Source organism: Sodalinema gerasimenkoae IPPAS B-353, from assembly GCF_009846485.1.
GTDB classification, from domain to species: domain Bacteria; phylum Cyanobacteriota; class Cyanobacteriia; order Cyanobacteriales; family Geitlerinemataceae; genus Sodalinema; species Sodalinema gerasimenkoae.
In genome coordinates this window covers 471,324-485,403 of record NZ_ML776472.1, presented here as the reverse complement: position 1 = coordinate 485,403, position 14,080 = coordinate 471,324, and the positions used below count along the sequence as shown (strand labels likewise).

Annotated in this window: 7 protein-coding genes; 3 read left to right on the top strand and 4 right to left on the bottom strand. The window is 50.1% G+C overall.

Features of this window, described 5'->3' with window-relative positions:
- Positions 1 to 344: 344 nt before the first annotated feature.
- Positions 345 to 2,759, top strand: coding sequence for a S8 family serine peptidase (locus L855_RS02155; protein WP_159783651.1), 2,415 nt, complete (start codon positions 345 to 347; stop codon positions 2,757 to 2,759).
- A 296-nt stretch (positions 2,760 to 3,055) separates the two neighbouring features.
- Positions 3,056 to 5,416 carry a S8 family serine peptidase gene (locus L855_RS02150; RefSeq protein ID WP_159783649.1) on the top strand — a complete coding sequence of 787 codons (2,361 nt, stop codon included), beginning with the start codon at positions 3,056 to 3,058 and terminating at the stop codon, positions 5,414 to 5,416.
- 12 nt (positions 5,417 to 5,428) lie between these two features.
- Here the strand turns inward: L855_RS02150 and L855_RS02145 are convergent, their stop codons facing one another.
- From L855_RS02145 to L855_RS02130, 4 genes are all read right to left on the bottom strand, one after another.
- Positions 5,429 to 6,784 (bottom strand): methyl-accepting chemotaxis protein, encoded by a 1,356-nt coding sequence (locus tag L855_RS02145; RefSeq protein ID WP_159783647.1) that lies wholly within the window; start codon positions 6,782 to 6,784, stop codon positions 5,429 to 5,431.
- A 465-nt stretch (positions 6,785 to 7,249) separates the two neighbouring features.
- Positions 7,250 to 8,788: a phosphomannomutase/phosphoglucomutase gene (locus L855_RS02140; protein WP_159783645.1), complete on the bottom strand. Its 1,539-nt coding sequence runs from the start codon at positions 8,786 to 8,788 to the stop codon at positions 7,250 to 7,252.
- A gap of 122 nt (positions 8,789 to 8,910) precedes the next feature.
- Positions 8,911 to 10,170, bottom strand: a complete 1,260-nt coding sequence (gene metK, locus L855_RS02135) for a methionine adenosyltransferase (RefSeq protein ID WP_159783643.1) — start codon at positions 10,168 to 10,170, stop codon at positions 8,911 to 8,913.
- A gap of 173 nt (positions 10,171 to 10,343) precedes the next feature.
- A complete protein-coding gene (locus L855_RS02130; RefSeq protein ID WP_159783641.1) occupies positions 10,344 to 11,687 on the bottom strand; it encodes a helix-hairpin-helix domain-containing protein in 1,344 nt (447 codons plus the stop codon).
- A 287-nt stretch (positions 11,688 to 11,974) separates the two neighbouring features.
- Between L855_RS02130 and L855_RS02125 the strand changes: the two genes are divergently transcribed.
- Positions 11,975 to 14,077, top strand: a complete 2,103-nt coding sequence (locus L855_RS02125) for a hydroxysqualene dehydroxylase (protein WP_159783639.1) — start codon at positions 11,975 to 11,977, stop codon at positions 14,075 to 14,077.
- Positions 14,078 to 14,080 lie beyond the last annotated feature (3 nt).

Below are 14,080 nucleotides of genomic sequence, written 5' to 3'. Positions count from 1 at the left end.
AAGAGTCTCCACTAACTGAGCCGAACCCACCCAAAGGTTAGACGTTAGAGCTAGCCTTTGGGTGGGTTATCTGTTTTGATCCCCCCTCCGATGTGCGAGGACAAGGACATCGAGTGCTATTGGCGCAAAGATGTTGACCCCTATCAAAAACGGGTCATCGAAGCCCGTAAACAGCGTTCTCAGCCTTAGGTTCGCCATGATATCCAGACATTCCCCTTGAAAACCATAGGTCTTTGTTCCACCATATGAATATATAACGAACAGGAGTTGTCTCTTCTGACCCTCGGTCATCGCCGGTCAGCGGGCAGCCTTCCACGTCAACGTAGCAAGCTCAATAGTTCTGTATGCAATTCGGACCTCTATTCGACCAACAGTGGTACATCTACAACGATGGCCAGGAGGGTCGCACCCCCAGGGTTGACCTGAATTTGATTGACCACGACCCCAATACATCTAACGTTTGGGACGACTACACCGGCGAGGGTGTCAGCATTAGCGTTGTTGATACAGGGATACAAGCCACCCACGAAAATCTTATCGAAAACTATGACTTTGACCCAAGTGGGTTAACTCCCCCCTACGACCTCAGCGAAGCGACACCAGTCCCCGACCCCGCTGGGCCTGCCCATGGAACTGCCGTTGCAGGGATTATTTCTGGGGGCCAAAATGGCATCGGTACGACTGGGGTTGCCTTCAACTCCAATATTACCGGGTTTCGTTTCAGTGATATCTTCGATGAAACGGGGGGAATAGAGGCAAATCCGGCAAATCCACTCATGCGTCAGGCAGCTTTTGATATTTCCAATAATAGTTGGGCACCAGGTAATCCTTTTGTAGAGAATTTCAAAACCGACCCTGAATTAGAAGAAGCACTTGAGGTTGGGATTACCCAGGGTCGTGATGGTCTAGGAACTGTCTTCGTTTGGGGAGCCGGCAATTCGCGGGAAGCGTTAGGGTATCACGCGAACTATAACAATCTAACGAACTCCCGTCACACCATCGCAGTGGCCGCCATCGACGGTCAAGGAATTGCCGCTCCCTACAGTAGTCAGGGTGCGAATCTGCTGGTGTCTGCCTTTGGAGATGGGGATGGAGACGAAATTCCAGGAACCATTGCCACCACTGACTTTATGGAGATTGAGGGCTATAACAATCCCTTAAACCCTGAGAACCCGGATAATACCCCCAACCTGAACTACACCACTAGCTTTGATGGCACCTCTGCCGCTGCTCCTATGGTTTCCGGTGTGGTGGGGTTAATGCTCGAAGCCAACCCCTATCTCGGCCATCGGGATGTGCAAGAAATTCTCGCCTATTCCGCACGACAAAATGACCCCACTCACGACGATTGGCAGTTCAATGGTGCCGAGAATTGGAATGGTGGGGGTCTCCATGCCAACCATGACTATGGCTTTGGTCTAGTAGATGGTCATACCGCCGTCCGTTTAGCCGAAAGTTGGACGTTGCAAAACACCTGGGTTGACCAACCCTCACAACGCACCTGGGTCAATGAAGCCAGTCTAGCTGAGAGTTCTGATGCGGCGGTGGAGATTCCCGATGGGGCAACCATTTCCGACAGCATCACTCTTCCGGAAGGCTTGGAACTGCAACAGACGGAGATTGCCGTGGATGTCTCCCATGAGGCAATTGAAGATTTGGTCATCACCCTCACTTCTCCCTCGGGAACCGAGAGTGTGTTATTTGATGGCTCCCAACTGGAGACCATTAATCTAAGTATAGATGAGATGGGAAATCCCCTAGAGGCTCCCTTCGCCGAATTTCGTGATAATCCTCAGGCGTTTACGGAAGACCCCATCGCGATAGAACTGGGTGAGCGTTACCAAGATGGCATTGATTTCACCTTCTCCAGTACCTTCAACTGGAGTGAAACCAGTGAAGGAGAATGGACTTTAACCATTGAAGATGGGGAATCTGGCATAGGGGGAACACTCAACAATTGGGATTTAGAGGTCTATGGCGATGAAATGACCCCCAATGAAACCTACATCTATACGGAAGAGTATGGCCAGTTAAATGACCCCGAGCGTCAGGTTCTAAGTAATCCCGAGGGAACCCATACCATCAACGCCGCCATGCGTTCCGATAGTCTCATTGACATCAATCCAGGTGCAACGGGGGTCTTGGCAGGTCAACCCTTGACCATTGATGAGAACACCCAGATTGAAAATGTCTGGGGAGGAGATGGCAATGATACCCTCTTGGGCAATGAGGACGATAATCGGCTCATCAACCGCCGAGGCGATAACCTGATGTGGAGTGAGGCAGGAGATAACTTCATTGAAGGGGGAGATGGCAACGACACCCTAATTGGGGGGTCTGGTCAGGATAGCCTAACGGCAACCCAGGGCGATAATCTACTCATGGGGGGCCCCGGCGATGATCGGATTATCGCTGGTCGGGGCAATGATACCCTCGTTGGCGGTCAGGGAAATGACATCCTTGAAGGGAGTGACGGCGATGATGTCCTCTCGGGAGATTTAGGGAATGATACCCTCATTGGGGGCGGCGGCAATAATACCTTTGTCCTGCGTCCCAATGGTGGGGAGAATGTAATTACGGACTTTAACGCCGAGACTGACCAAATTGGCTTAGCCGATGGTCTGACTCAAGAGGCACTTACTATTAGCCAAGCCGGGGCTGACGCCATCCTGGAAGAAGGAACAGAAACCCGAGCAATTCTCAATGATGCGGATTCGAGTCTGTTAACCCCAGACCAATTTGTGATGATGGATTGGTGACCCTTGTGGCGGTGACGGTTGATGGCTCAAGCCCCTCATGACCATTCCTCATGACCATTGACGATGCTCTTTGGGGCGATTACAATGCAGGGGAGATATTCACTGACTTAAATCCTTCGCTGCGTGAATCGTCCGTGAGTCGGTGGTCTCTATCCCTAATATCTCCGATAAATCCTTAGTTTCTGTCCTTGGAAATTAAGCTTTTGCCGTTGTCAATTCAGTCGGTGCACTGTCGGTGCACCGCCTTTTTGATCTGCTTTTTTCTAATTGAGAGATTAGACCATATAGGGGTGACTATGCAACTACCGAATGACCCGCTGTTTTCTCAACAGTGGTACCTTTACAATACCGGTCAAGGGGGGCGCACGCCTCGGGTTGATTTAAACCTGATTGATGAAAACCCCAATACCTTTAATGTTTGGGATGAGTATAGTGGAAAAGGGGTCCAAGTTGGCATCTTGGATGATGGGGTTCAGTTCCACCATGAAGACCTATGGAGTAACTATAATTCCACTCCTAAAGGCATCAGCTATACCCTGGGAGAGGGATTACCCCGCCACTTCAGACATGCTCATGGAACAGCGGTGGCTGGCATTATTGCTGGAGCCAAGAATGGGATTGGTATTGTTGGAATCGCGTTCAATGCAAACATCACCGGTTTTTATTTTGGTGATATCTTGGCTTTTCAGGATATGACGCGGTTGGAACAGCAGTCTGCTTTTGATATCTCGAATAATAGTTGGGGGTTCAGTCATCCCTTTTACATCAACTCATTAAATCCGTATGGACAGGTGTTTCAACAAGCACTAGAAAAAGGTATCCGTCAGGGTCGAGATGGCATTGGGACAATCTTTGTTTGGGGGGGTGGAAATTCGAGAAGTGAGTTAGGCTATGAGTCCAACTACAACAATGAAAAAAATTCACGTTATACCATTGCCGTGGCAGCAATTGATGGTCATGGGGTGGGTGCGCCATACAGCAGCCAGGGAGCGAATTTACTGGTGTCCGCCTTTGGTGATGGGGATTTCTATGGGAATCCTCCCAGCATTGTTACTACTGATTTAATGGGGCTTGGAGGTTCTAATGCACCGGGCATCTCTCAGTTTCCAGAGTCCTTAAATTTGAACTATACCTCTACATTTAACGGAACCTCTGCTGCTGCCCCGATGGTCTCTGGGGTGGTTGCCTTGATGCTCGAAGCCAATCCTTATCTTGGCTATCGGGATGTGCAACAAATTCTTGCCTATTCAGCACGACAAAATAACTCAACTCATGAAGATTGGCAATTCAACGGGGCCAGAAATTGGAATGGGGGAGGTCTTCATGTCAATCATGATTATGGGTTTGGATTGGTGGATGCTCATGGAGCCGTTCGATTGGCGGAAAGCTGGACTTTCCAAAATGGATGGATAGGCAAACCAGCACAAAGCACCTGGGTGAATGAAAAAAGTTTTGAAGGACTTTCAAGTTTGGGACGGGTGATTCCTAAAGCTGAAACAATTTCTGATACGATTATCCTTCCGGCGGGTATCGAATTAGAGTCTGCTGAGATTCGGGTGACGGTCTCCCATGAAGCGATCGAGGATTTAGTGATTCGTTTGACCTCTCCTGGGGGAACTGAGAGCATTCTGTTTGATGGCTCTCGGTTAAATACCTTAAAGCTAGGAAAAAATGGAAGGGTTGATTTTTCTGAATTTCGTGATAATCCTAGTTTATTTACTGATGATTCGTTCCTTCAGGAGTTAGGAGAGTCCTACCAGCAGGGCATCGATTTTACCTTTTCGAGTACCTTTAACTGGGGTGAAAGCAGTGAAGGAGACTGGATTCTTACCCTGGAAAATTTGGGCATGAATCATGACGGTCAGCTCAAAGATTGGGGCTTAAATGTTTATGGATCTGAGGACTCTGGGAATCGGGCGTATATCTATACCGAAGAATATGGCGCGCTCACAGACCCAGAACGGCAATATCTGGAGAATCGTCAGGGCCAGCATCTTCTCAATGCAACGGCGATGCGCTCTGATAGTCGGATCGATCTCACGCGCCAGTCTGACAGTATCCTTGCCGGCCAACCCCTGACGCTGGATGCGGACACTCAAATTGTGGCGGTCTTTGGTGGCGATGGGAATGACATGATTTGGGGCAACCCAGACCAGTCAACTTACCTTATGAACCGACGCGGTAATAACCTTATGGTCGGTGGGAACGGTAACGATATTATTCAAGGGGGGGTGGGTAATGATATTCTCTCCGGTGGGGCGGGCGATGATATTCTCTCCGGTGGGGCGGGTGATGATATTCTCTTCGGTGGGGCGGGTGATAATACTCTCTTCGGTGGGGCGGGTGATGATCTCTTGGTTGGGGGACAGGGGAATGACATTCTATCGGGGGATTTTGGAAATGATACCCTCATTGGTGGCGGCGGGAATAATATCTTTGTCCTGCGTCCTGATGGGGGACAAAATGTTATCGATGATTTCACGGTGGGGAGCGATCGCCTCGGACTGTCCCATGGCTTAACCTTTGACGCCTTGACCTTCGAGCAGTCTGGAACTGATACCCTGATTCGTCAAGGGGATCAGACCTGGACGATTGTCAGTAATGTAGACTCGGCGAGCTTGACGCCAGAAAGTTTCCTGGAGATAAGGTTTGTCTAAGCGCTTGCAGACTTAAATCATCACTTGCAGAACATTGACGGTTTCATTGAGGTCATGAACTCCTCGACGAGTTTGCTGGGTTCCCAAGGCAGCTTCTTGTGCAGCTTGCTGAAGATTATGGAATTGATTAAAGACCTGTTCAATGGCAGCCGCTTGGTCTTGGGTGCGGCTGAGGATTTGGCGCAGGTTGTCGGCGATGGTGTCAACGCCGTCTGAGACCCCTTGAAACGCTTGACTCGAACTGGCCACGATCTCTAGGCTTTCTTCTACGACACTTGCGCCGTCTTGAGATGCTTGGACAGTCCGTTGAATTGCAGTTTGAATGTTATGGATAATGCGATTGATGCGATCAAGGGAGGTTTGACTACCTTCTGCTAGCTTGCGGATTTCACTGGCAACAATGGAGAATCCTTGTCCCCGCTCTCCGGCATGAATCGCTTCAACAGCAGCATTGAGGGCTAACATGTTAGTCTGGCTTGCGACTTGGCTGATCACTTGCGTAATCTTGCCAATTTGCGTGGCCTGTTCCTTCAGGTTTAAGATCTCCTCTAGGATGCTTTCTGACTGTGCGTTGACTTGGGAAAATTGCTTGTAGGTCTGTTGACCCACCTGTTGACCCTTCTGGGCTAGCTGTAAAACCATCCGAGCTTCTTTTGAGGCAATTTCCGCTTGATTGACCGATTGTTGAGAATATTGATACAACCCATCGAGGACGTGATGACTCTGGTCCATCGAGACAGCATATTGATGGGTAATACGTTCTTGTTCCTCAATGGTGGCGGCAATTTCTGACGATGACAGGGCGATAGTGTTGACGCTTTGCTGCAATCGCTGAGTGATTGCCTGGATTGTTTTCCAGACCATCCCCAGAATAACTAGATTTAAGGTAAACAGTGCGATCGCCACCCGTTGTGAGTTGGCAACATTCCTACTGGCATAGTCTTCAGCGAGTTGAACTGTCGTATTGCTTAATTCCCAAAACACTTCACTTGCATCTAGCAGCATTTCGGAGCGACTCACCAGGTTATCGTCTTGGAGAAGCGTTTGAAGAGTGTTCCATTGACGCTGAAGTGGGATGAGACTGGCTTGAAAATCACTGTCATCAATTTGCTTTAATTTCAATTGGGAATTTCCCGTTTGTAAAGCTCGTAGGATTTGCTCAATCTCTTGCCGCGTTGTCTGAGTATCTTGGTTCAGTAAATGCAACTTAAGCAAGCGTTGTGTATTACCTCTGACTACCCCGGCATAGTTAACAATTGTCGCATCATCAGTCATGGCATCAATGGAAACATAGACTGAGACAAGATTAAAGCCAACGAGCAGCAAAAGCAGAATCACGGCTAGGCGCAAGCGTTGAATGATTTTCATGATATATGTTATGTCTTGGGATGATAACTTTTGGCTCTGTTTTCCTAGGAAGTTCCTGAATCCTAGAATAGGCATCCTGACGTTCCTATCATAGTCGCCAAGTCATCCCAAGGAAAGCGTAAAAATACTTAGTAAATAAGCTAAAGTAATGATGGGCAGATGTTATTCTTAAAAAGATTATTTAAGCTATTGATGGGTTTATACCTTAGAGATTTTATGGATTTATACCAATTTTTAGAAGTCGTGCGATAGATGTCTGTAGGGGCGAACCCTTGTGGTCGCCCTGTCCTAGTGTCATATGTCTAGCAAGGTTATCGAAAAATGGTATTATTTATGGCAAATAAAGTTGACTCTCAAAAAATAAAGGTTACCTGAAAGGCTAAATAAACAAACTGCCTTTCGGGTAACCCAACTCACCCCCTAAGGTTTTAAATGACTTTTTAAACGCTATTTACGGTCTAAGATTTAGAGCTTGAAAGCTGACAAATCCAGTTTGTCAAATTGTTGCAAGAAATCTGAAAGCGTCTTGGCAATTTGACTCACTCCACCCTCCACATTGGACTCGATGTTCAGGGGGATTACCGGGTCATGGAGGGATAACCGCAGCAAGAACCAGCCCTGTTCCTCGGGGGACTGGCAACTGACGCGCACCCCTTCGTAGTTCTTGGGAACCACTTGCCAACCGTCGTGACTCTCGGCAAATTTGCTTAGGGCTTCGATGATTTGGTTGCCGTAAGCTTTGAAGTCCTCAACACCAATTTTCATCCGCAACTCGGCGCTTTCTTGGGGTTCGTTTAAATTGGCGATTAAGTCGGATAGTTCTTTCCCGTCTAACTTCGATTTAGCCAACTCAACCAATAGCTTGGTAATCAAATACGCACCATCATCTAGGAAATAGTTTTCCTTCATCGCCCCATGACCTGAGGTTTCAATGGCTAACCAGGACTCTTGACCTTCGTTATTTAAACGAATTGCCTCGTTGATGACATTTTTATAGCCCCGTTTGAAGCGATGATGAACGCCGTTTAAGTCTTGCTCAATGAAGGTGGTTAAACCTTCTGAGGTAATGGAGTCGGTGACAATGGTCGAACCTGGATGTTCCTTGAGGACAACGGCGGAAATCAAGGCAATGAGGCGATTGCGGTTGAGTTCCTGTCCTTGGGGGTCAACGGCGGCCCCGCGATCGACGTCGGTATCAAAGATGATGCCAAAGTCAGCCTTCTGTGCTAACACTGCTTGGGAAATGGCCGCCATGGCCGCTTCATTTTCGGGGTTGGGGACATGGTTGGGGAAGGTGCCATCGGGGTCTAAAAATTGGCTGCCGGTGGTGTCGGCTCCGAGGGGTTTGAGAACGCGATCGCAGTAAAAGCCTCCCGCACCATTTCCAGCATCAACAATAATATGAAGTCCCTTTAAGGGCTGTTCAAACTGTTGCGGATGATTGACTCCCTCGCGGACGACTTTCACCAAACCTTCGGCATACACTCCCATGAAATCACGAGTCTCAATCGTTCCACCTTCGGCGGGTTCGGGAAAGTCTTGATCAGCGGCAAATTTGAGAATGGCGCTAATATCGGGTTTGCCTAATCCTCCCTCGCCGGTAAAGAATTTGAAGCCATTGCGGTTGAAGGGTAAATGGCTGGCGGTGAGCATGATGGCCCCGTCACAGTTGAAGTCGGGGCTGACGGTACTCATGAACATGGCGGGGGTGGAGGCCAAACCGAAGTCATAGACGCAACAGCCGAGACTGCTGATGGCGGTGGTGGTGGCGGCCATTAAGTCGGGCCCCGAGAGGCGGCTGTCTCGCCCTAAACTGATGGTGAGGTCCGTGGCGGGTTTGTTTAGGGTTTCGCTCAGCCAGCGGACAAAGGCTTTGCCAAGGGTTTGGGCAATATCTGGGGTGAGGTTCACGGGTTCGTCAGGGATGCCAGGAAGGGCGACGCCGCGAATGTCAGACCCGTTTTGCAGTTTAGTCCAGTTGATGTTTTGTAGGGTAGCACTCATAAGGCTTGTGGGATGGATAGGGCAATGGCGATCGCCCTTACCATAGACGATTTGCCTCTATCCATCAATGCGATCGCGAGCGATCGCACGGGGAAATGCGATCGCCCCTAGATATCGCGTTCTTAGCGCCCGGCAGACACCGCTGGGGTTAAGGCTGCCTTGAGGGCCTCGACCTTATCGGTGTGTTCCCAAGGCAGATCGAGGTCAGTACGTCCCATGTGACCATAGGCGGCCGTCTCTTGGAAGAAGCGTCCTCCACGTTCACTGGGGAGACGGGAGAGGTTGAAGGTCTGGATAATTCCCGCCGGACGTAGTTCGAAGATATCGTTGACCACGGCCAACAGTTTCTCTTCGTCCACCTTGCCAGTCCCAAAGGTTTCGATAAAAATACTCGTCGGTTGAGCGACACCAATGGCATAACTCACCTGAACTTCGCATTTTTCGGCAAAGCCAGCGGCGACAATGTTTTTGGCAATGTAGCGGCAAGCATAGGCGGCGGAACGATCCACTTTAGTGGGATCTTTGCCGGAGAAGGCACCACCGCCGTGACGGGAGTAGCCGCCATAGGTATCGACGATGATTTTACGTCCAGTGAGTCCCGAGTCCCCCTGGGGGCCGCCAATGACAAATTTACCGGTGGGGTTGACCAGAAAACGGGTGTCGTCGTCCGGTTGAACGGTCATTTCGCCGAAGACCGGTTGCACCACGTGAGTCCAAAGGTCTTGTTGAATGCGATCGCGCACCGCTTTCTCGTCGCTAATCCCCTCAATACTGGCGGTATGTTGCGTGGAAATCAGGATCGTATCAATCCCCACAGGTTTACCATCTTCATACACCACCGTGACTTGGGTTTTGCCATCGGGACGGAGATAGGCTAAGTCGCCGGATTTGCGAACTTGGGTCAGTCTCCGGGAGAGACGGTGGGCTAAACTAATGGGAAGGGGCATCAGTTCCGGGGTTTCGTCGCAGGCAAAGCCGAACATGAGGCCCTGATCGCCGGCACCAACAGCATCGAGTTCCGCATCACTCGCCTGTTCCCGCCGTTCTTGGGCAGCATCGACCCCCTGAGCGATATCGGGGGACTGTTCGTCGAGAGCGACTAAGACCGAGCAGCTATTGGCTGAAAAGCCGTTTTCCGCGTCGGTATAGCCGATTTCGGCAATTTTTTCCCGGGCCAGTTTGACATAATCAACTTTGGCTTGGGTGCTAACTTCTCCAGTGATTAAGACTAAACCGGTGTTGACGACGACTTCCGCCGCGACACGACTTTTGGGATCTTGGGCCAGCAATGCATCGAGGATGGAATCGGAGATGCGATCGCAGATTTTATCAGGATGTCCTTCAGTGACGGACTCCGAGGTAAACAAATAACGGCGAGACAATGACTGTTCCTCCTTAAAATCAAGTGTTGAACGCAGCGGGGACTTGAGATAGTTCAAACCCAACCCTATCCAACCACAGTAATTTGCTATGGTATCAGGTTTATTATTCGTCTGAGTTGAGACGGGATCAGAATGCCCTCTGAAATCTCTTGCGATACGGGGTGCGATCGCCCCTAGGATTTGGCCAAACAATGGCGGCGAGCGGGATAACCAGCCCGGTTTAGGGCCGCCACAGCATCGTCACAGTCGGGAACCTGGAACTGATGGCCCAGCCGCACCAATTGCCGCTGATGGCCCGCCGCAATCACGCCAATGACCGGAACCTTGGGGTTACTCTTGTCGGGAACCTGGGCCCGCAGGACATCCCGCAATTGATGGCGTTGTTGGATATCCCCGGCTTGTTCAGGATTGAGCTTCACCAGGACCATCTGCACCCGTTCGATGGGTTCAGCATCCTCGATAATCAGTTGCACGCTATCGTCGCGGCGATCGACTTTCCCCCAGACAATCAGCCGCGCATCTTCAATCAGATGGGGGTGAACTCGCTCATAGGTGCGGGGAAACACCACCGCCTCAACCTGTCCGGTGAGGTCTTCGAGTTGGATAATGGCCATGCGATCGCCCTTTTTGGTGACAATCGGCTTCAGACTACTCAACATGACAATGGCACTCACCATCACTTTCTCATGCTGATCCTCCATCTCATTGAGGTTCACCGGGGCCAGCAGTCGCGCAGTTTTCTGAATCGGTTTAAGGGGATGATCCGAGACATAGAACCCCAGCAGTTCTTTTTCGAGCTTCAGTTTCTCCATCGGCTGGTAATCCTCCACCTGGGGCGCTTGGGGAACCCCATCAAAGCCATTGTCATCGACGTTATTTTGGGTATCATCTCCCAGTTGGTCAAACAGATTAAACTGTCCTACACTGCGTTCCTTGGCGCGGGATTGCGCCCAATCAATCACCAATCCCAGATGTTCCATCAATTGCTTGCGATTGGGGTTCAGGGTATCGAGGGCGCCACATTGGACTAAGGCTTCCAAGGCCCGGCGGTTGACGGCATGGAGATCGACGCGATCGCACAACTGGGCCAGAGACTCAAACGGCCCCTCCTCTCGCGCCCTCAAGATACAATCAATCGCTCCCTGTCCCAAATTTCGCACCGCCGAGAGTCCGAATAAAATCTTTTTCCCCTCCACTGGCGTAAAGTCCACATTGGAATGATTCACATCCGGCGGCTGCACCGTAATGTTCATACTCATGCAGGTGGCAATATATTTTTGCACCTTATCCTGATTGCCACTGTTAGCCGTCAGTAACGCGGCCATATATTCAACGGGATAATTGGCTTTTAAATAGGCGGTTTGATAGGTGACATAGCCATAGGCCATGGAGTGAGATTTGTTGAAGCAATTTGAAGCAATTAAACCGGTTTTTAAGATAAAGTTATGGTCTCGTTTAAGACCAATATCATAGACATGTTTCTGCCCTAGCGGTTGACGAGAAATAATTTTGACCATGTGACTCCTTTTGATTGAACAATAACAGAATGACAACATTATAATTGTCTATTGATTTATCGAGTCCTCCAGCCTCGCTTTGGCGGTCAAAGAACCTCCTAGTCTGTAAAATTTAGTTCGATGTTATTGTATTGACATTTCAAAATAAATATGCTAACTAATGGAGACATGCTATCGGTGGGGCTACATTGGGTGCGTTACAACAGCGTTAGACCAAATCGAATTGTAATCATATACTAACAGATAAAGTTAAGGGCGAAAACAAACAGGCTAAGGTTAATTAAACCATGACAAAGGTTGTCGTTTTAGGGGGTGGCATTGCCGGAATGAGTGCCGCCCAGGAATTAGTCGAACGGGGATTTGAGGTTGAGGTTTATGAACTCAAAGATATTCCCGGCGGGAAAGCCCGTAGCATTGACGTTCCCGACAGTGCTGGCCCAGGTAAAAAACCCCTGCCTGGTGAACATGGATTTCGTTTCTTCCCGGGATTTTACCGCCACGTCACCGATACCATGAAACGGATTCCCTACAAGGACAATCGTCAGGGAACCTTCGATAACCTGGTCACCGCTACTCGCCTTGCTCTCGCTCGCCACGAAGCCGGCAAAGACCTGATCATTATTCCGGCTCGTTTTCCCCGCAACCTGGCCGACATTGAACTCATCCTCAAAGTCCTGTTAGAGGGAGCGGATCTGGAATTGCAACCCGGGGAATTAGAATTTTTTGCCGAGCGGATTTGGCAATTGTTCACCTCCTGCAAAGCGCGACGCTTCGATGAGTACGAGAAACTCAACTGGTGGGATTATTTGGATGCCGAGCGGAAATCACCGGCGTATCAGGCCCTGCTGGCCCGGGGAATTACTACCTCCCTAGTCGCCTCTCGGGCGGAACTGGCCAGCGTCAAAACCATCGGCTACATTTTCCTGCAACTGCTGTTAGATCTCATCGATCCCACCACCGAGAGTCCTGATCGCATTCTCAACGGCCCCACCAACGAAGTCTGGATTAACCCTTGGTTGGACTATCTACGCTCGCGAGGGGTTACCTACCATCTCTCCACCCGTCTGCGTTCGATTGAAGCCGGACGCGATGCCCAGGGTAATATCCAAATTACCGGGGCTATTGTCACCGATCTAACAACCCAACGCGATCGCACCGTCACCGGAGACTATTACATCGCCGCCTTACCCGTAGAAATTATGGCGGGCCTTGTCTCCGACGACTTGATTGCCGGTGACCCCAGCCTGGCTAACCTCAAACGTCTGGGAACCAGCACCTCTTGGATGAACGGGATCCAGTTTTATCTCAATCGGGATGTCCCCGTCACCCATGGTCATGTCCTGTATGTCGATGCACCCTGGGCCTTGACCTCCATTTCCCAACCTAGTTTCTGGCCCGAGTTTCCCATGTCCGACTTTGGCGATGGAACTGTGAAGGGGATTATTTCTGCGATCCCCTCCAATTGGGGCTATTTCATCGATCCCAACACCGACGAAGTGGGCGCTCTCAATGGCTCCTTAGGGCTAAAAATTGCCAAACCCGCTCAAATTTGTTCAGCCGAGGAAATTAAAACTGAAGTCTGGGAGCAAATGCAGCGATCGCTGCGAGAAGACGGGAAATCTCTCCTGCAAGAGGACGACCTACAGTCCTGGTTCCTCGACCCTGGCATTATCCATAACTGCTGCGACCTGGCCAAAAACCCCGAAAAACTGGCCGAAATTCTCGATCGCGATCTACCGGACTATTTCAAAACCCTCTTTATTTGGATTAATGAGCGAGATCATGCCACCCTCGAAGACATTGCCGATTATCTCAAGATTGACCAAAGCCAGGCTCGTCTTGCCGTCAACGCTCTAATCGCCAAAGGCTTTGTCGGTCCAATTCCCCTTCCCGATACCGACAGTCCTGAGCGGATTTGTCATCATCCCGGTCATCAACGGCTCTGTTATCGCAGTCGTCTCGGAGATCCCCAGGCCAATATCAACGGAGAGCCACTCCTGGTTAATCTAGTCAATACCTGGTCCTTGCGTCCTGATGCTCACACCGCTATCCCCAATCTGTTCCTTGCCTCAGATTATGTTCGCACCAACACGGACTTAGCCACCATGGAAGCCGCCAACGAAGCTGCTCGCCGGGCTGTGAATGGTATCATTGATGCTTCCGAGAGTGATGCTCCCTATTGTCAAATTTGGGATCTACAAGAGCCAACCATCCTCGCCATTCGTCGGTGGTCTGATCAGATTCGTTACCGAAAAGGACTTCCCTGGAACGGCAAAATTTCTCCCTGGTATCTGCGGCTCTTTATTCCGGTTGTGGTGGTCTGGGCGGCGATCGAACGCATCCTACGTTGGCTGAGGCTTTGGATGAGGAAGCTTCTGTCAATTCTTTAGCTA